Origin of the sequence: Micromonospora sp. TSRI0369, assembly GCF_001905625.1 — a bacterium.
Lineage (GTDB): Bacteria > Actinomycetota > Actinomycetes > Mycobacteriales > Micromonosporaceae > Micromonospora > Micromonospora echinospora_A.
On sequence record NZ_LIVU01000003.1, the window covers coordinates 550,717 to 567,365 of the forward strand.

18 protein-coding genes are annotated in these 16,649 nt (G+C 74.9%); 8 read left to right on the plus strand and 10 right to left on the minus strand.

Annotation, left to right across the window (positions count from 1 at the left end):
- Positions 1 to 218: 218 nt before the first annotated feature.
- Complete coding sequence (locus tag AMK25_RS11265; RefSeq protein ID WP_043323386.1) at positions 219 to 449, minus strand: DUF2188 domain-containing protein; 231 nt, start codon at positions 447 to 449, stop codon at positions 219 to 221.
- A 177-nt stretch (positions 450 to 626) separates the two neighbouring features.
- Here AMK25_RS11265 and AMK25_RS11270 point away from each other — a divergent pair, with 177 nt between their 5' ends.
- Positions 627 to 1,277, plus strand: coding sequence for a class I SAM-dependent methyltransferase (locus tag AMK25_RS11270; RefSeq protein WP_073828233.1), 651 nt, complete (start codon positions 627 to 629; stop codon positions 1,275 to 1,277).
- 12 nt (positions 1,278 to 1,289) lie between these two features.
- Here the strand turns inward: AMK25_RS11270 and AMK25_RS11275 are convergent, their stop codons facing one another.
- The 7 genes from AMK25_RS11275 to AMK25_RS11305 all read right to left on the minus strand — a co-directional run bounded on the left by AMK25_RS11275 (position 1,290) and on the right by AMK25_RS11305 (position 7,360).
- Positions 1,290 to 2,492, minus strand: coding sequence for a sugar efflux transporter (locus tag AMK25_RS11275; protein WP_241826327.1), 1,203 nt, complete (start codon positions 2,490 to 2,492; stop codon positions 1,290 to 1,292).
- Between the two features lie 69 nt (positions 2,493 to 2,561).
- Positions 2,562 to 2,867: a DUF2470 domain-containing protein gene (locus tag AMK25_RS11280; RefSeq protein ID WP_073828235.1), complete on the minus strand. Its 306-nt coding sequence runs from the start codon at positions 2,865 to 2,867 to the stop codon at positions 2,562 to 2,564.
- Positions 2,864 to 3,529, minus strand: a complete 666-nt coding sequence (locus AMK25_RS32685; protein WP_073828237.1) for a biliverdin-producing heme oxygenase — start codon at positions 3,527 to 3,529, stop codon at positions 2,864 to 2,866. The genes AMK25_RS11280 and AMK25_RS32685 overlap by 4 nt, the downstream gene beginning before the upstream one ends.
- A 3-nt stretch (positions 3,530 to 3,532) precedes the next feature.
- Positions 3,533 to 4,402 carry a heme ABC transporter ATP-binding protein gene (locus AMK25_RS32690; protein ID WP_073828239.1) on the minus strand — a complete coding sequence of 290 codons (870 nt, stop codon included), beginning with the start codon at positions 4,400 to 4,402 and terminating at the stop codon, positions 3,533 to 3,535.
- Positions 4,399 to 5,502 carry a FecCD family ABC transporter permease gene (locus AMK25_RS11295; RefSeq protein ID WP_073828241.1) on the minus strand — a complete coding sequence of 368 codons (1,104 nt, stop codon included), beginning with the start codon at positions 5,500 to 5,502 and terminating at the stop codon, positions 4,399 to 4,401. Before AMK25_RS11295 ends, AMK25_RS32690 begins: the two co-directional genes overlap by 4 nt.
- On the minus strand, positions 5,499 to 6,539 hold the full coding sequence (locus AMK25_RS11300) for a heme/hemin ABC transporter substrate-binding protein (protein ID WP_241826328.1): 1,041 nt from the start codon (positions 6,537 to 6,539) through the stop codon (positions 5,499 to 5,501). Before AMK25_RS11300 ends, AMK25_RS11295 begins: the two co-directional genes overlap by 4 nt.
- On the minus strand, positions 6,536 to 7,360 hold the full coding sequence (locus AMK25_RS11305) for a hypothetical protein (protein ID WP_073828243.1): 825 nt from the start codon (positions 7,358 to 7,360) through the stop codon (positions 6,536 to 6,538). The genes AMK25_RS11300 and AMK25_RS11305 overlap by 4 nt, the downstream gene beginning before the upstream one ends.
- Positions 7,361 to 7,551: 191 nt before the next feature.
- On the opposite strand from AMK25_RS11305, the gene AMK25_RS11310 reads away from it, so the two are divergent.
- From AMK25_RS11310 to AMK25_RS11320, 3 genes are all read left to right on the plus strand, one after another.
- Positions 7,552 to 9,045, plus strand: a complete 1,494-nt coding sequence (locus tag AMK25_RS11310; RefSeq protein ID WP_073828245.1) for an HtaA domain-containing protein — start codon at positions 7,552 to 7,554, stop codon at positions 9,043 to 9,045.
- A 95-nt stretch (positions 9,046 to 9,140) separates the two neighbouring features.
- On the plus strand, positions 9,141 to 10,271 hold the full coding sequence (locus AMK25_RS11315; RefSeq protein WP_073828247.1) for a WxL protein peptidoglycan domain-containing protein: 1,131 nt from the start codon (positions 9,141 to 9,143) through the stop codon (positions 10,269 to 10,271).
- Positions 10,268 to 11,170: a hypothetical protein gene (locus tag AMK25_RS11320; protein ID WP_073828250.1), complete on the plus strand. Its 903-nt coding sequence runs from the start codon at positions 10,268 to 10,270 to the stop codon at positions 11,168 to 11,170. Before AMK25_RS11315 ends, AMK25_RS11320 begins: the two co-directional genes overlap by 4 nt.
- On the opposite strand, the gene AMK25_RS11325 is transcribed toward AMK25_RS11320, so the two are convergent.
- Positions 11,167 to 12,741 carry an FMN-binding glutamate synthase family protein gene (locus AMK25_RS11325; RefSeq protein WP_073828252.1) on the minus strand — a complete coding sequence of 525 codons (1,575 nt, stop codon included), beginning with the start codon at positions 12,739 to 12,741 and terminating at the stop codon, positions 11,167 to 11,169. The two genes, AMK25_RS11320 and AMK25_RS11325, sit on opposite strands and share 4 nt — an antisense overlap.
- 40 nt (positions 12,742 to 12,781) lie before the next feature.
- Between AMK25_RS11325 and AMK25_RS11330 the strand changes: the two genes are divergently transcribed.
- The 4 genes from AMK25_RS11330 (at position 12,782) to AMK25_RS11345 (ending at position 15,295) form a co-directional block, all read left to right on the plus strand.
- A complete protein-coding gene (locus AMK25_RS11330) occupies positions 12,782 to 13,393 on the plus strand; it encodes an RNA polymerase sigma factor (protein ID WP_073828254.1) in 612 nt (203 codons plus the stop codon).
- Positions 13,386 to 14,099 carry a hypothetical protein gene (locus AMK25_RS11335; RefSeq protein ID WP_073828256.1) on the plus strand — a complete coding sequence of 238 codons (714 nt, stop codon included), beginning with the start codon at positions 13,386 to 13,388 and terminating at the stop codon, positions 14,097 to 14,099. The genes AMK25_RS11330 and AMK25_RS11335 overlap by 8 nt, the downstream gene beginning before the upstream one ends.
- A gap of 67 nt (positions 14,100 to 14,166) precedes the next feature.
- The gene (locus tag AMK25_RS11340) at positions 14,167 to 14,697 is read left to right on the plus strand and encodes a hypothetical protein (protein WP_073828258.1); all 531 of its coding nucleotides are present in this window, start codon (positions 14,167 to 14,169) and stop codon (positions 14,695 to 14,697) included.
- Between the two features lie 37 nt (positions 14,698 to 14,734).
- Positions 14,735 to 15,295 (plus strand): DUF5872 domain-containing protein, encoded by a 561-nt coding sequence (locus tag AMK25_RS11345; protein WP_073828260.1) that lies wholly within the window; start codon positions 14,735 to 14,737, stop codon positions 15,293 to 15,295.
- A gap of 69 nt (positions 15,296 to 15,364) precedes the next feature.
- On the opposite strand, the gene AMK25_RS11350 is transcribed toward AMK25_RS11345, so the two are convergent.
- The gene (locus AMK25_RS11350; RefSeq protein ID WP_073828262.1) at positions 15,365 to 16,558 is read right to left on the minus strand and encodes an endo-1,4-beta-xylanase; all 1,194 of its coding nucleotides are present in this window, start codon (positions 16,556 to 16,558) and stop codon (positions 15,365 to 15,367) included.
- Positions 16,559 to 16,649: the final 91 nt, after the last annotated feature.

The following is a 16,649-nucleotide window of genomic DNA, read 5'->3' on the forward strand; positions in this document are numbered from 1 at the left end:
TAGACCCACTGTGGCGCGCCGGGCGCGACGATGCCCCCGGCTTGCCTCACCCTTCCGCCTGTGCGCGAGTGGCGCCATGTCGTAAAGGCCGAAGCCTGAGCGGGAGCCGTTGTAGGAACCGAACAAAACTTTTTAGCCAGCCACTCACTACCCGCCGGTACGCGCTACGGCGCCGGACCCGTGCGGGTCCGGCGCCGTGACGTGCCTGCGGTGCGGGCTCAGCCCGGGATGTCCCGGGGGTCGCGCTCGCGGGGGTACGTGTTCTTCTCGCCGATGGTGCCGTCCTGCTTCTTGATGACGTGCTCGGTGCCGCGCTCGACCGCCATCTCCCGGCCGGCCGCCTCCGCCTCCGCCTTGGTGTCGTGGCGGCTGCTCGCGCGCTCGTTGCCCTCCGGGCGGTTCTTCCACTGCCCGTCCTGCTGGTAGGTGTCGATGTCGCCCTTCGCCATGCCGTCAGCTCCCTGGGTCGCGTGACTGATGACAAATGTCTGCCCACGGGCGGGGTGCGCTAATCCTGCGATCGTTCATTGGTTTGCCGGAACGGCAAGGTTCCTTGCTGCCCGGCGGGGTGCGGCGCACGATGGTGGGGCCCGGGCGGGGAGACGCCCGGCAGCGAGGAGGCGGACATGACGGGGCACCACCACGAACACCCGGCGGCGGACACCGACCCGGCCCGGTTCTGGGACGAGCGGTACGGCCAGCGGGACCGGATCTGGAGCGGCCGGGTGAACCCGGTCCTGGCCGAGGTGGCCGCCGCGCTGCCCCCGGGCACCGTGCTCGACCTGGGCAGCGGCGAGGGCGGCGACGCGGTCTGGCTGGCGTCGCAGGGATGGCGGGTCACCGCCGTGGACATCTCGTCCGTCGCGCTGGACCGCCTCGCCGTCGAGGCCGAGCGGGCCGGGGTGGCCGACCGGATCACCACCGTCCGGCACGACCTCACCCAGGGCTTCCCGCCCGGCCGGTACGACCTGGTGTCCGCGCAGTTCTTCCAGTCGCCGCTCGTCCTGCCCCGGGAGAAGGTGCTGCCCCCGGCCGCCGAAGCGGTCGCGCCCGGCGGCCGGCTGCTCGTCGTCGAGCACGGCGCGCCGCCGCCCTGGGCCGGACCCGACACCGGCCACCACCGGTTCGCCGAACCGGAGGAGATCCTGGCCGCGATGAGCCTCGACCCGGACGGCTGGGACACCGAGCGGCTGGGCGCGGCGCGCCGTACCGCCACCGGCCCGGACGGCCGGACCGGCGAGCTGATCGACCACGTGGTGCTGGTGCGGCGGCGCTGACCGCCGCGCCGGTCAGGCCCGCGCGGACGGCCGGGTCAGCAGCAGCACCAGCAGCCCGGTCGCGCACAGCGCGGTGCTCATGCCGTACGCCCACCGGTAGCCGACCTGCGCGGAGAGCCCGAGCAGCGGCCCGGCGAGCATGGCGCCGATCGGGAACGTGTTGGTGAACAGCGTGGTGGCCCGGCCCGGCTCGCCCGGCAGCAGATCCTGCACGTAGGCGATGCCGACGCCGGACACCGCGGCGATGAACAGCGCGTTCACCGGCTGCGCGAACAGCAGGAACGGCACGCTCGGCGCCAGCGCGGCGCTCGCGTAGTAGGCGACCCCGCAGGCGCCGCCGACCAGGATCAGCGGCCGCAGCCGGACCCGCGCGGTCAGCACGCCCAGCCCGAGGATCAGCGGGATCTCCAACGCCGCGCACAGGCCCAGCACCAGCCCGGCGCGGGAGGGGTCGTCGTTCAGTTCGGTGTCGATGAACAGCGGCATCGCCTGCACGCCGACCGTCAGCGGGCACTGGAGCAGCACGAACGTGAGCGCCGTCAGCGCCAGCCGCAGCCGGGACGCGCCGCGCGGGCCGGGCGCGGCGCCGCCCGGATCGGCCGCGACCGGCCGCGCCGGCAGCGGCAGCTCCTCCAGCCGGAACGCGGCCACCAGCGCGGCCAGCGCGTACATGACGGCGGCCATGCCGTAGACCAGGCGGAAGCCGCCGACGTCGAGCAGCACCGCGGCCAGCGCCGGCCCGGCCACCCAGGCGAACGAGAACACGGTACGCATGAGGCTGACGCCGAACGCGGCCCGCGCCGGATCGTCCCTGTCGAACAGCGCCCGGGTGTACGCGAACGACTGCGGGAACAGCGAGTTCGCCAGTGCCGTGGCGGTCGCGGTCAGCCCCAGCAGGATCCAGTAGTCGCGGACGTACGCGGTCAGGCCCGCGCCCACCACGCCGGCCAGCGCGGCGCCGACCAGCAGCGCGCGCCGGATCGGCCGGCGGTCCGACAGCCGGCCGATCAGCGCGGAGGCGATCACCCCGGACAGCGGGGCGACGACCAGGAACACGGTCACCCGTATCGGACTGGCGTGGACCTCGCGGTCGAGGAACAGCGACAGGAACGGCAGCACCACGGCGGTGGACAGACCGACGGTCAGGAACACCACACCCAGCGGGAGCAGCCGGAATCGGCCGGCACGCACCGCCGGCCTGGTGTCCACAGCCATGCGGCGGACTGTACGCCGCGGCGGTGCGACGGCCGACCGAGTTTCCGCCGCCGGGACGGTCCCCGGCGCTCAGCCCGCCGGCCGGGGCGGTACGCCCGCCCGCTCACACGCCTCCCGGTACATGCGCACCACCTCCCGGCGGATCTGCGCCCGTTCGGTGAGCCGGTGGGCGAACGGGACGCGCACCGGGACGTCGGTGCCGCCGACGGTGACGGTGAAGTCGATGCCGTCGGCGTCCAGGCCGGTGGTACGGGCCGCTGTGGCGTCCGGCCGGCCGCCGAGCGTACGGCAGATCAGCAGCGAGTCCCCGGCGTGGTCGTCGTTCATGTGCCGGGCGACGGCGGCGACCACCTCCGGCGGGAAACCGGCGCTCACGCGGCGCCCTCCCGGCCGCTCGCCGCCAGCAGGCGGCCCAGGTCGGTGAAGACCGCGATGTTGTGCTCGTACGCCACCAGCACCTCGTCGCGCAGCGCGGTGCGGCCGGCCTCGTCCAGCGCGAGCGCGTCCAGTCTCGCCCGGTAGGCGTCCTTGTACGCCTTCGGCTCGGTGATGCGCGGGAAGCGGTAGAACGACGCCCCGGCGTCCGCTGTCACCCCGTAGTACCGGGTCACGCAGCGCCCGATGTGCCGCCCGCCGGACAGGTCGCCGAGGTAGCGGATGTAGTGGTGCGCGATGAACCGCTCGGGCGAACCGGCGCAGGCCGAGGCGATCCGCGCGGCGTACGCGGACGCGGCCGGAACCGGCTCCACCGCCTCCGGCCACCGCGGGCCGAGCAGGAACCGCAGGTCGGCGTCGAGCGCGGGCAGCCGGGTCAGCGCGTCGTCGACGAACGGGCCGGCCAGCGGGTCGTGGCGCATCGTCTCCGCGACGCCCTCCAGCGCCGCGTAGATGGCGTGGTGCGCGACGACGAGCGCGGTGTAGCCGGCCACGTCGAGTTGACCCGAGGTGAGCGCGGAGACGTACCGCTGGGACTCGGCGCTCTGGTGCGCGTCGCGGGTCTCGGCACGCAGCCGGGCCGCGAACGTCTGTGTATGCATCTGCTATCTCTCCTCGTCGACTGACGATCTGTCGGGCCGGCCGCGTCGGGGAACGATCAGCGGCAACGCGTCACGGGGGTGGGGGACGACCTCGATGTCGTACCGGTAGACCTCGCTGAGCAGCGGGGCGGTGAGCACCTCGCGCGGTGCCCCGGCGGCGCGGACGCGTCCGTCGCCGAGCAGGGTCACGGTGTCCGCGTACGCACCGGTCAGCGTCAGGTCGTGCAGCACCACGACCACGGCGTCCCCGGCGCGGGCCCGCTCCCGCGCGATGCGCATGACCAGTTCCTGGTGGCGCAGGTCGAGCGCGGCGGTCGGCTCGTCGAGCAGCAGCGTGGTGGCGCGCTGCGCCAGGACCCGGGCCAGCGCGGCGCGGGCCTGCTCGCCGCCGGAGAGCGCGGGATACGGCCGGGCCGCGAAGCGGGCGATGTCGCAGCGGTCGAGCACGTCGGCGACGACGGCGTCGTCCTGGTCCCGCTCGGGCCGCCCGGCCCACGGCGCCCGGCCCATCCGCACCACCTCCCCGACCGTGAACGGGAAACTCAGCGTGTTGCGCTGGGTGAGGACGGCCCGGCGCCAGGCCAGTTCCACCGGGCTCCACGACTCGCGGGGCAGCCCGTCGACCTCGATCCGGCCGGCGGCGGCCGGCACGTCCCCGCTGATCGCGCCGAGCAGCGTCGACTTCCCGGCGCCGTTCGGCCCGACCAGGGCGTGCACCTCACCGGCGCGTACCCGGAGGTCGATCCCGTCCAGCACGGTCCGGCCGGCGCGCTCGACGCGCAGCCCGGTTACCCGGATCCTCAGGTGCCCGGCGGGCGTCGTCTCCGGTGGGCGGGCCGCGGCGAACCGGCGCGGCGGACGCAGGCGGCTCATCCCCAGCCTCCGGCCCGGTCGCGGGTGCGGCGCAGCAGCCAGAAGAACGCCGGACCGCCGATGACCGCGGTGAGCACGCCGAGGGGCAGCTCCTGGTGCTCGACGAGGGTACGTGCCGCGAGGTCGGCGCCGACCACCACGACGGCCCCGCCGAGCGCGCTGGCGATCAGCAGCACCCGGTGGCCCGGACCGGCGACCATCCGGATCAGGTGGGGCACGACCAGTCCGACGAAGCTGATGATGCCGGTGAACGCCACAGCGGCGGCGCCGAGCAGCGCGGTGACCACGATCAGCCGCAGCCGCAGGCGTTCGACGTTGACGCCCAGGTGCCGGGCGGCGGGTTCGCCGAGGGCGAGCAGGTCGAGCCGGCGCGCGTCGGCGCAGGCGACGGCGAGGCCGACGAGCAGGCACGGCGCGGCGAGACCGACGGCCGTCCAACTGGCCTGGGCGAGGCTGCCGAGGTTCCAGAAGGCGATGGCCTGTACGCCGGACTGGTCGGTGACGAACATGAGCAGCCCGATCACCGATCCGGCGACCGCGTTGACCGCGACGCCGGTCAGCACCAGCGTCACCACCTCGGTCCGGCCGCCGGAGCGGGCCAGCGCGTACACCAGGTAGGTGGTGGCGAGGCCGCCGGCGAAGGCGGCGAGCGGCACTGTCCATCCGCCCAGGACGGTGACGCCGGTGACGATGGCCAGCGCGGCGCCGACGGCCGCGCCGGCCGACACCCCGATGACGCCGGGCTCGGCGAGCGGGTTGCCGAAGACGCCCTGCATCACCGCGCCCGCGCAGCCGAGGGCGGCGCCGACGACGGCCGCCAGCAGCACCCGCGGGAAGCGGACGATCCAGAGCGCGTTCTCGCCCTGCGCCGCCGACGGCAGCGGACCGAGGTCCAGGCCGAGGCGGTGCAGCACGGAGCCGAGCACCTCGGCGGGGGAGATCGCCACCTGGCCGCGCCCGGCCGCCAGCAGGGCGACGAGCACCAGGGCGACGCCGAGTCCGGCCAGCAGTACGGTGCCCCGCCGGCCGGGGGACCGGGGCGTGCCGGGCACGGGCGTCGGGTCGGCGGCGGGCGCGGGCCGCTTCCGTAGCGTGGTCACGACGGGTCCTCGCACGAGTAGACGGCGCGGGCCAGGGCCTGGACGACCCGGCCGGAGCGGACGCCGAAGGTGAGCAGCGTGCCGTCGGCCATGTCGACGACGCGCCGGTTCGCCCCGGCCGGCGTCTGCGCCACGCCGGGCAGCTTCACCAGCCCGTCCACGCCGCCGACGGAGGCGAGCCCGGCGCTCATCACCAGGATCACGTCGGGCGCGGCGTTGATGAGGCCCTCGCTGGTCAGCGGACGGAACTTGGACAGCCCGGCGGCGCTGCCGGCGTCGACGCCGCCGATCGCCTCGATCATCGCGTCGGACCCGGCGCCCCGGCCGCCGATCAGGTACACCCCGGCGGTGCCGCGCAGGTAGAGGAACGCGATCCGTGGCGCCCGGCCCGCCGGGGCCGCGCGCCGGGCGTCGGCGGTCTCGCTCTGCACGCGGGTCACCAGCCGCTCCCCGGCCTCGGGTACGCCGAGCGCCGCGGCGATCGCGCGGATGTGCGCCGGTACGCCGTCGAGGGTCGGCTCGGCCCGTACCCGCACGACCGGGATGCCCGCGGCGCCCAGCTGGCGCAGCACCTCGGGCGGCCCGACGCCGTCGTCGACGAGCACGACGCTCGGGTCGAGGTCGAGCACCGCCTCGGCGGAGAGGTCGTGCCCGCCCGGGGTGACCACCGGCAGGTGCGCGGCGGCGGGGAACGTGGTCGAGGTGTCCCGTCCGATGACGTTGCCGCCCAGGCCCAGGCCGAAGACGATCTCGGCGATCGAGCCGTGCAGGTTCACCGGGAGGATGCGGCTGACGTCGTCGACGGTGACCGTCGCGCCGTCGCCGGAGCGTACGGTGGCCGGCAGCGCGGGCGCGGGCGCCGGGCGGATCGGGTCGACGTCGGCGTCGTCCACTGTGGCGGTGACCGGCCCGCAGCCGGCGGCGGACGGCGTACCCGATCCGCCCGGCGCGGCGCATCCGGTCGCCGCCATGGTGGCCGCGAGCAGAGCGATCAGCGGTCCCCGGCGTGGCCGCCGGGGCCGGTGCGGGCGGCTCACCGGCCGGCACCGCGACGGCGCCGCCACCGGCCGAGGCCGATCAGGGCGACCAGGGCCAGCCCGACGGCGACGACCCCGACGGTCCATCCGCGTCCGGCCCCGGCGGTGTCGCTGACCCGGGTGACGTGGAGGTCGCCGGCCGCGGCCTGCGACGGCGCGGCGGCACCGGTCGCGGCGGGCGCCGCACCCGGTGCGGCGGGCGTGCTGCCGGAGGCGACCGGTGCCGGCGCGCCCTGGCGGGTGGTGGCCCGGGGCGCGGCTGCGGCGGGCGTGGTCGCCCTCGGCGCCGGGTCGGCCTTCGCCGGGGCGCTCGTGGCGCCGGCGGCGAAGGTGACCGGCACCCGCACGTCCTGGGACCGGTCGGAGGCCCGGGTGTGGTCGGCGCGGGTGACGACAGCGCAGCGCCGGACGGTGCAGTCGACATCGCCGATGGTGGGGGTCACCTTGACCGTCACCGAGAACGAGCCGCCGGGCCCGTACGGCTTGGGCAGGCCCTCGGCGTAGCTGGGCGGGTTCGACGAGATCCACTGCGAGGCGCCGAGGCTGCCGCTGGTGTCGGCGCCGCCGCCGCACGAGGTGGCCGGCACGCCCGGTCCGTTGTCGACGCAGTACGCGACGTAGATGCCCTTGTCGACGTCGTAGCCGCGCCCGGAGACGGACACGGTGGCGCCGGAGCGGCTCAGGCCGGTGCTCGGGGTGACTGTGAGCTTCTGACCGCCGCTGCCGGTGGCGGTGCCGGCGTGGGCCGGCGCGGGCGTGGCGGCGACGACGGCAACGGTGAGCAGAACGGTGGTCGGGATGGTGCGGCGCCGTGCTCGCATCGGGCTCCTCACACGACAGGTACGGCCGGGTCCCGGCCGGATGGCTACTTAGGTTTGGCTAACCTAAGCGGCAAATCAGCAGGTCGCAAGGGGTCCGTTTGGTTGAAGATCTTGGGACGGTTCGCGGATCACACGATCATCTTAGGTTTGCCTAACCTAATGCCTTCGCTTCCCCTCCCGAGAGGAACAGCATGTTCAGATCCAGAGCCGGAGCCCTCCGGTCGATGCGCTGGGCGGCGGTGCTCGCCCTCGGCGTGTCGAGCGCGCTCGTGGGCGCCGGACCCGCCTCGGCGGCCGAGGCCGAGATCACCAGCGGCAGTCTGACCTGGGGTTTCAAGGCCAGCTTCCGCAACTACGTCAAGGCCGGCAACGGGAACCCGCCGATCGCGGTCAGCAACGGCGCCGCTGTCAACGCCGACGGCACGTTCACGTTCCCGTCGACCGGCGGCACGCACGACGCCGCCGCCGGTACGACGAACGCCACCTACGGCGGCACGGTGCTCTTCTCCTACCCGGCGCACCTGCTGACCATCACGCTGGCCAACCCGACTGTCGCCGTCTCCGGCGGCACCGCCTCGCTGAAGGCGGACGTCGACCTGGCCACCACGATGACCGAGCCGGTCTCGGTCAAGCAGGCCACCATCGCCACCCTCACCGGCAGTCCCGCCACCAGCGGGAACACGGTGACGGGCAGCAACCTCGCCGCGGCGCTCACCAGCGCGGGAGCCGGCGCGTTCAACGGCTTCTACGTCGCCGGCGAGGCGCTGGACCCGGTGTCGTTCACGTTCGCCACCGGCGGCGGCACCGCGCCCGCCACCCCGGCGGTGACGGTCGACCCGGCCCAGGGCCTCGACCCGGCCGGCGCCACGGTCACCGTCCGCGGCACCGGCTTCGACCCGGACTTCAACAACGGCGCGGGCATCTACGTCTCGTTCGGACCGAAGGTCGACGAGCACTGGGCCAACGCCGGCGTGCTCCAGGTCACCAAGTGGGTGAACAAGACCAACGAGCCGACCGACGCCCGGGACCGGATGGCCGCCGACGGCAGCTTCACCACGACGCTGCCGATCAGCGCCGTCTACACCGACCGCAACGGCGACGAGGTGGACTGCACCGAGGTGCAGTGCTACGTCGTCACCTTCGCCGCCCGCGGTTCGGCCGACCGCCGCCAGGACACGTTCACCCCGATCACCTTCACCCGTACCGGCGCGGGTGGGAACTCGGCCCAGCAGCGGATCACCAGCACCGTGACCGACGGCCCGCTCAGCCTGAGCGTGGCCGGCGCGAACGTCGCCCTGCCGCCGGCCGGCAAGGGCGAGTACGCCCGGGCGCCGCTGAACACGGCCACGGTGGCCGACCTGCGCGGCGCCGGCACCGGCTGGAGCCTGGTCGGACAGGTCTCCGACTTCACCTCCGCCGCCGGTGGCGTCATCGCCGGGAACTACCTCGGCTGGGCGCCGACGGCGAACGTGGTGGACGACCCGCTGGGCGGCACCACCGGCGCCGTCACCCCGGGCGCGGTGGCCGCTCCCGGCGCCGGTCTCGGTGCGGCCCGTGCCCTGTGCACGGCCGGAGCCGGGACCAGCAACGGCGTCTTCGCCTGCGGCGCCGAACTCAACCTCGGTGTCCCGGCGTCCGCCGCGGCGGGCGACTACGTCGCCACGCTCACCCTGACCCTCTCCTGATTCACCGACCGGGTCGGACCTGGTGGGGCGCGGGCACGTCGCCCGCGCCCCACCAGCGGCGTCCGCCCGGCGACCACCTCGCAGCGGAGCACGGTATGCCCCTCCTCACGCCCTCCACCCGCATCCCGGCCGCCCGGATCGGCGCCGCGCTCGCCGCCGTGCTGCTCGCGGTGCTGCTCGGGCCACCGTCGCGCGGCGAGGCCGCCCCCCGGCCCGCGCCGTCCGCCGACCCCGGCGTCGTCCGCTGGGCGGTCCAGCCGTCCGGGTCCGGCGGGCCGACCGGGCGCAACTACTTCACGTACGACCTGGCGCCCGGCGACAGCGTCACCGACCACGTCGGCGTCACGAATCTCGGTGACCGGCCGCTCACCTTCGCGGTGTACGGCACCGACGCGTACACCACCACCGACGGCGCCTTCGCGCTGCTGCCCTCGGACCGGGCCGCCACCGACGTCGGCGCCTGGATCGGCGTCGACCGGCGAAGCTGGACCGTCCAGCCCGGGAAGCGCGCGGACATCCCGTTCCGCCTCACCGTGCCGCGCAACGCCACGCCCGGCGACCACACCGGCGGCGTGATCGCCGCGGTCGCCCAGGACGGCGTCACCGCCGACGGGCAGCGGGTCCGGCTCGACCAGCGGATCGCCGCCCGGGTCTACCTCCGTGTGGCCGGCGAGGTCCGCCCCGCCGTGACAGTCGAATCGGTACGCGTCGACTACGACACCCCGCTCAACCCGATCGGCCGCGCCGACCTCACAGTCACCTACCGGATCCGCAACAGCGGCAACGTCCGCGTCGGCGGCACCGGCGCGGTGGTCGTCGACGGCCCGGCCGGCTGGACGCTGTCCCGGACCAGTCCGGTCGACCTGCCCGAGCTGCTGCCGGGCGCCGAGTTCACGGTGACCGAGCGGGTCACCGGGGTACCGCCCGCGTTGCGGCTGACCGCGACCGTCGACCTCGCACCCACCACCGTCGACACCGCGCTGCCCCCGGTGCAGCGCACCGCGAGCGTGTGGGCGCTGCCCTGGCTGCTCCTCGCCGCGCTGGCGGTGACCGGAGCCTGGCTCTATCTGCGCCGACGTCGCCGCTCCACCGCGGCCGCGCCGCCGGCCGGGCCCTCGGCCGCGTCCGCCGGGCCGGGGGAGACGTCCGGAACGTCCGGCGCCGAGACGGCCGGGCCCTCGGCGGCCGGTGAGGTGGCGGGCGGCGCCGCGCCCCGCGTCCGGTGACGCCGTTCCTGCCCGCCGCCGCCGCCATCCTCGCGCTGGCCGTGCCGGCGCCGGTCCCGGCGCCGTCGTCCGCGTGGACCAATGTCGCGATGCTCGCGCAGGCCGCGCCGTCGCCGTCGCCGTCGTCCGCGGCCACGCGGCCTGCGATCGTCGTGCCGTCCGGGCCGCTGACGGTCGGACAGCGGGTCACCGTCACGCTGCGCGGCTGGCCGGCCGGGCCGGTCCACCTGACCGTCTGCGGCAACGACGCCCGCCGGGGCGCGCTCGACTGCGCCCACGAACAGGCCACCACCGTCCAGGTGCAGGCGGACACGGCGGCGGCGCCGATCCTGCTGGCGGCGCCGCCGGTCGCCTGTCCCTGCGTGCTGCGGGCCCATGCCCTGACCGGCGCCACGCAAACCACCGCCGCGCTGCCGCTGAGCGGCGTGACCGCCGTCCCGGCACCCGTGCCGGCCGCCGCGCCGCGCCTGCACCTCGACGAGCTGCGCGTCGCCGGCCGCGGCCCGCTACGGGCATGGTTCGGGCTGCCCGAGACGCTCACCGTACGCGTCGCGCTGCGCAACCCCGGCCCGGCCGACGTGGTCGATCCGCCGTTCACGCTGCTGTTCGGCCGGCCCGGACGGGCGCACACCATCGTCGCCGCCCCGCCTCTGGGCACCATCGGCGCCGGACAGGTCCGGACGTACGAGATCCCGGTGCCGGTGGACGTCGCGGTGCTCGGGAAGCACGAACTGCACGGCCGCGTCGACGTACCGGAACAGCCGGTGGCCTTCGTGGTCGAGACCCGCCGTCACCCCTGGGGACTGCTCGGCGCGGCGGCCGTCCTGGTGGTCGCGCCGATCGTGCTCCGCCCGCCGCGCCGCCGGGGGCGGCACCGCACCGCCGAGGGGACCGGCTAGCCGACGGCGGTGGGGGAGGGCGGCGCGCTGCCGCCCTGCGGGGCCTCGGCCGTCATCAGCCGGACGATCTCCGCCCGGTCCGCTGCCGACGGCATCCCCCACTCCGGCCGGTAGCCGAACGCCCGGTCCAGCGGGATCGACGAGGTCCGGCCGTCGAGGATCTCGACCGAGTCGGTGCCGATCAGCCCGGGATGCTCGACGCCGCACGCCTCGGCCACCTTGACCAGGTCGCGGCGCAGCGTACGGATGTAGTTCGCGGCCCGCACCGACTTGCGGGCCGGGTCCAGACCCCGGGCCAGCCAGGCGTTCTGCGTGGCGACGCCGGTCGGGCAGGTGTCGGTGTGGCACTTCTGCGCCTGGATGCAGCCGATCGCCAGCATCGCCTCCCGCCCGACGTTGACCATATCGGCGCCGAGCGCGAACGCCACCACCGCGTTGTCCGGCAGCCCCAGCTTGCCGGCGCCGACGAACACCACCTGTTCGTGCAGGTCCCGTTCGGCGAACGTCCGGTAGACCCGGGAGAAGCCCTGCTGGAACGGCAGCGAGACCGAGTCGCTGAAGATCAGCGGCGCGGCGCCGGTGCCGCCCTCGCCGCCGTCGATCGTCACGAAGTCCACGCCGCGCCCGGTGTCGCGCATCAGCGTGGTCAGCTCCTCCCAGAACCCGAGGTCGCCGACAGCGGACTTGATGCCGACCGGCAGGCCGGTCTCGGCGGCGAGCAGCTCCACCCAGTCCAGCAGGCTGTCGCAGTCGGAGAACTCGGCGTGCCGGGACGGGCTGACGCAGTCGAGCCCGGCCGGGATGCCCCGGGTGGCGGCGATCTCGGCGGAGACCTTCGCCGCCGGCAGCAGGCCGCCCAGGCTCGGCTTGGCGCCCTGGCTCAGCTTGATCTCCAGCGCCCGTACCGGCTCGGCCGCGACGAGGTCCTTGAGCCGCTCCAGGCTGAACCGGCCGCGCTCGTCCCGGCAGCCGAAGTACGCGGTGCCGAGCTGGAAGACCAGCTCACCGCCGTTGCGGTGGTACGGCGACAGCCCGCCCTCACCGGTGTTGTGCAGGCATCCGGCCAGCGCGGCGCCCCGGTTGAGCGCCTCCACCGCGTTGCCGGACAGCGAGCCGAAGCTCATCCCGGAGATGTTCACCACCGACTGCGGGCGGAACGCCCGCGCCCGGCCGCGCGCCGCGCCGAGCACCTTGGCGCAGGGCAGCGTCACGTCGTGCCCGGCGGTCGGCGTCGACGGTGGCACCGCCCGGCCGAACGTGCGGTGCTTGATGATCGGATAGCCGGAGGTGTGCTCGATGTCGTTGTCGGTGCCGAAACCGAAGTAGTTGTTCTCCTGCTTGGCCGAGGCGTACACCCAGCGCCGCTGGTCGCGGGTGAACGGCCGCTCCTCGTCGTTGCCGGCCACGATGTACTGCCGCAGCTCCGGGCCGATCGACTCGATCAGGTACCGGGCCCGGCCCAGCACCGGGAAGTTGCGGCGCAGCGCGTGGTCGCGTTGCAGCAGGTCCCGCGCCGCCAGCGCGGCGACGGCGGCGACGGCTGCGGGTACGGCTCTTCTCGCCCAGCTCATCCCGCCACTCTTTCCGGCACGGTCACCGGTCAAACGCCTGATGGAACCCGGCCGCCGCGGGCGGTGTCATGGAGGCGGACCGACGGCGGAGGTTGCCCTGGACGACGACGAGCTCGTCACCCGCGTACGCGCCGGCGACCGGGAGGCGTACGACACCCTGGTCGCCCGGCACACCGCGTCCGCGTACCGGACGGCGGTGCTGCTGGGCGCCGGGCCGGACGCCGAGGACGTGGTGCAGGAGGCGTTCGTCAAGGCGTACCGGAAACTGTCCCGCTACCGGGCCGAGGCGTCGTTCCGGTCCTGGCTGCTCGCGATCGTCGCCAACGAGACCCGGAACCTGCACCGGACGCGCAGCCGGCGCGACGGCCTGGTGTTGCGCGCGGCGGCGGCGGACCCGGTCGGGGCGAGTGGCGCCGGCGACGGGCTCGACGCGGTGCTGGCGGCCGAGCGCCGGGCCGAGCTGGTGGGGGCGCTGCGGCGGCTGCCCGCCCGCGACCGCGAGGCGATCGTCTGCCGCTACCTGCTGGACCTCGGCGAGGACGAGACGGCCACGGTGCTGGGGCTGCCCCGGGGCACTGTGAAGTCGCGGACCCACCGGGCGCTGGCGAAGCTGCGCGCCCTGCTGGACCGGGAGGTGGCGCGTCGTGGATGACCTGGAGCGGGAGCTGCGTGACCTGACCGGCTGGCTGGAGCCGGCGCGGACGCCGGACGTCACCGCGCGGGTCCGCGCCCGGCTCGACGCGCCGGTGCCGCGCCGCCGCCGGCGGTACGTGCTGGCCGCCGTGCTCGCCGCGCTGCTCGTGGCGGCGCTGCCGCCGGGCCGGGCCGCGCTCGCCGACGCGGTGACCGGGCTGCTGCGGTTCTCCGGTGTCGTCGTCGACTCCGCGCCCGCCCCGCCGCTGACCGGCACGCCCTCGCCGTTGCCGGCGCAGCGTCACGTCGCCCTGGCCGAGGCGCAACGCCAGGTCCGCTTCCCGATCCGGGTGCCGTCCCGCCTCGGCGTGCCGGAACTGGTCCTGGTGGCCGACCCGGACGGCACCGGCGGCCACCGGGTCGTCAGCCTGCTCTACCGGGGCGGCACGGTGCGCCTGGACGCGTTCGACGGCTCGCTCGACATCGTGTTCCACAAGCGGACCGCCGGCGCGGACGTGACGCTCACCCAGGTCGGCGGCGAGTTCGCGGTCTGGGTCGGCGGGCCGCACGCGCTGGCGTACGTGGACCGGTCGGGGACGGAACGGGTGGCGACCGCGCGGTTGTCCGCCGCCACGCTGATCTGGGAGCGGGCCGGGGTGAGCTACCGGCTGGAGGGCGACCTGACCCGCGAGCAGGCGCTGGACGTCGCGTCCTCACTGCAGTGAGCGCGGTGGAACCTCGGCGCGCCGGGCGGTGTCGGAGATGACGAGAGTCGTCGACGGGGGAGGGCGGATGTCCGTTCGGAGAAGAGTTCTGCTGGCGCCGGTCCTGCTGCTGGCCGGTTGCACCGGCCCGGTCACGGTCCCGGCCACCGGCCCGGCCACCACGCAGACCACGGTCCCGGCCGCCGGGCCGTCCGTGCCGCCGGCGTGCGCCGAACGGGTGGAGACCGGCCGGCTGCCGGACTGGGCGGACGCCGGGTTCACCGGCGACACGAGGGTGCGGCACGTCTTCGGCACCGGGGGCGAGATCGTGGCGATCCTGTTCGCGTACCCGCTCGTGCACGACCGCGGTGACGGCGCGAACAACAAGATCCTCTGGGTGGCCCGCGCCGAGGCCGGCCGGTCCGAACCGGCGCCACGGACGCCTCTGGTGATCACCGCGACGCGGGACGGGACGGGCGCCCCGGTCGTCCGCGAGGTGGAGGGCGGGCCCGGGCCGTCCATCGTTGACCTGCCGGCCGCCGGGTGCTGGCGGCTGCGGCTGGACTGGTCGGGCCGCACCGACACGATGGATCTGGTCTACCGGCCGGCGTCCGGCTGACCGGCATGGCCGCCGCCGGCGCGGGTAACGCTGCGTCATGGCGAAGTACACCGAGCCGGAACTGCGCGAGCGCCTCAAGGCCGAGATCCGCGCCTCCGACAAGGGCGGACGGCCGGGGCAGTGGTCGGCGCGGAAGTCGCAGCTGCTGACGAACGAGTACAAGAAGGCCGGCGGGGGATTCGAGGGCCCGAAGGACGCACGGCAGCGCTCCCTGCAACGCTGGGGCGGCGAGCAGTGGCAGACCCGCAGCGGTGACACGCGCGCCCGCAACGGCGGCGAGACCCGTCGTTACCTGCCCAAACAGGCGTGGGAGGAGCTGTCGGAGGCCGAGCGGCGCGACACCGACACCCGCAAGCGTCGCGCGTCGCGCTCCGGCCGCCAGTACGTGCCGAACACCGGCCCGGCCAGGCGGGCCCGCCGGGACGCCACCGCCGCCGAGCAGCTCGACGAGTTGCCGGTGACCGAGGCGGTCAAGCTGATCCGCGACCTCGACACCCGCCAGCTCGACGCGGCGCTGCGCCGGGAACGGCGCGGCAAGGCCCGCAAGACGCTCATCGGACGGCTGGAGTCGGAACTGGGCCGCCGCCGGGCGGCGTGAGCGCGGACCGGCCGCGCACAGGCGGCGGGGCCGGTCACCGGACCGGCCCCGCCGTGGTGCGCCAGTCGCCTAGCGGCGTGGCTGCTGGGGGATGCGCGGGAGCACGTAGGGCGGACCCGAGAAGATCAGGTCGGCCTTGAGCTCGTGGTAGGCGAGCTTGGGCTGGTAGTTCTCGTCGTACACGGTGGCCAGGCCCTCCGGCGGGTCGGAGAACGCGCCGGGCACCCAGGAGTGCTTGTCGGTGAAGCCCCAGAGGGTGAACGACAGGCAGTGCCGCTCGGCCAGGCAGGCCTGCATCAGCACGCTGAAGTTCGCCGCGGACGCCTGCAGGCGCGGGTTGATCTCGGCCGAGTCGCCCGCTTCCACCCCGTCGGTGATCTGGCTGCGCACGTCCACCTCGGTGAGCGCCGTGGCCAGCCCCAGCCCGGCGAACTTGCGCAGGGCCGCGACCACCTGGAGCGTGCTGAAGTTGCCGTACTGGGTGCCCAGGTGACCCTGCGCGCCCACGCCGTCGATCGGCACACCCTTGGCCCGCAGGTCACGGACCATGTTGTAGACGAACTGCGTCTTGTCGTCGGCCGGGTTGCCGGAGCCGAACGCCTCGATGTTGTAGTCGTTGTAGAACAGCAGCGCCTTCGGGTCGGCGGCGCGGGCCCAGCGGAACGCGTCGGCGAGGTAGCCGGGCCCGAGGTTCTGCGCCCAGAACCCCTTGTAGTGCAGGGTGGACGGGGTGTCCCAGGGGTCGCTGACCGCCTCGTTCACCACGTCCCACTGCCAGATCTTGCCCTTGAAGTGGGTGACCACGGCGGTGATGTGGTTGCGCAGGATCTGGCGCAGCTCGGCCTTGCTGATCGAGCCGTCCGCGACGCCGCTGGTCAGCCACGCCGGCAGCTGGTTGTGCCAGACCAGCACGTGGCCGCGGACCCGCTGGTTGTTCTTGCGGGCGAACTCGATCAGCTCGTCGGCCGGACCCCAGTTGTAGGTGCCACGGGTGGGCTCCAGGCTCTCCCACTTCATCACGTTCTCGGCGGTGACTGTGGAGAACTCGGACGCGGTGATCTGGCGGTACTGCGGTTCGGTGGCGTCGTTGAGCGCGGCCATGTCCACCGCGGTGCCCACGTACAGGCCGTGGCGCTTGGCCAGCTCGCGCAGGCTCTGCGCGGCCGGGTCGTACGGGCGTCCCGCCGTCGCGGGGACGACGTTGAGGGCGGTGGCGGTCACGACGGCGACCGCGCCGGCGGCGAGCCAGCGTCTCAGCTTCATCTCGTTCCTTCCGGGGAGGTGCGCTCGGCCCGAGGGCCGGCGGTGGCGGTGCCGGGGCTGCCGCGGCGTGGAACGGAGCGGCGGGTTGCCC

What these genes read in the sequence shown, in the direction of transcription:
- AMK25_RS11325 (WP_073828252.1), bottom strand. Translation starts at nt 12,741, where the DNA reads ATGAGCTGGGCGAGAAGAGCCGTACCCGCAGCCGTCGCCGCCGTCGCC.
- AMK25_RS11270 (WP_073828233.1), top strand. Translation starts at nt 627, where the DNA reads ATGACGGGGCACCACCACGAACACCCGGCGGCGGACACCGACCCGGCC.
- AMK25_RS11330 (WP_073828254.1), top strand. Translation starts at nt 12,782, where the DNA reads ATGGAACCCGGCCGCCGCGGGCGGTGTCATGGAGGCGGACCGACGGCG.
- AMK25_RS11345 (WP_073828260.1), top strand. Translation starts at nt 14,735, where the DNA reads ATGGCGAAGTACACCGAGCCGGAACTGCGCGAGCGCCTCAAGGCCGAG.
- AMK25_RS32685 (WP_073828237.1), bottom strand. Translation starts at nt 3,529, where the DNA reads ATGCATACACAGACGTTCGCGGCCCGGCTGCGTGCCGAGACCCGCGAC.
- AMK25_RS11275 (WP_241826327.1), bottom strand. Translation starts at nt 2,492, where the DNA reads ATGGCTGTGGACACCAGGCCGGCGGTGCGTGCCGGCCGATTCCGGCTG.
- AMK25_RS11350 (WP_073828262.1), bottom strand. Translation starts at nt 16,558, where the DNA reads ATGAAGCTGAGACGCTGGCTCGCCGCCGGCGCGGTCGCCGTCGTGACC.
- AMK25_RS32690 (WP_073828239.1), bottom strand. Translation starts at nt 4,402, where the DNA reads ATGAGCCGCCTGCGTCCGCCGCGCCGGTTCGCCGCGGCCCGCCCACCG.
- AMK25_RS11265 (WP_043323386.1), bottom strand. Translation starts at nt 449, where the DNA reads ATGGCGAAGGGCGACATCGACACCTACCAGCAGGACGGGCAGTGGAAG.
- AMK25_RS11315 (WP_073828247.1), top strand. Translation starts at nt 9,141, where the DNA reads ATGCCCCTCCTCACGCCCTCCACCCGCATCCCGGCCGCCCGGATCGGC.
- AMK25_RS11310 (WP_073828245.1), top strand. Translation starts at nt 7,552, where the DNA reads ATGTTCAGATCCAGAGCCGGAGCCCTCCGGTCGATGCGCTGGGCGGCG.
- AMK25_RS11340 (WP_073828258.1), top strand. Translation starts at nt 14,167, where the DNA reads ATGTCCGTTCGGAGAAGAGTTCTGCTGGCGCCGGTCCTGCTGCTGGCC.
- AMK25_RS11305 (WP_073828243.1), bottom strand. Translation starts at nt 7,360, where the DNA reads ATGCGAGCACGGCGCCGCACCATCCCGACCACCGTTCTGCTCACCGTT.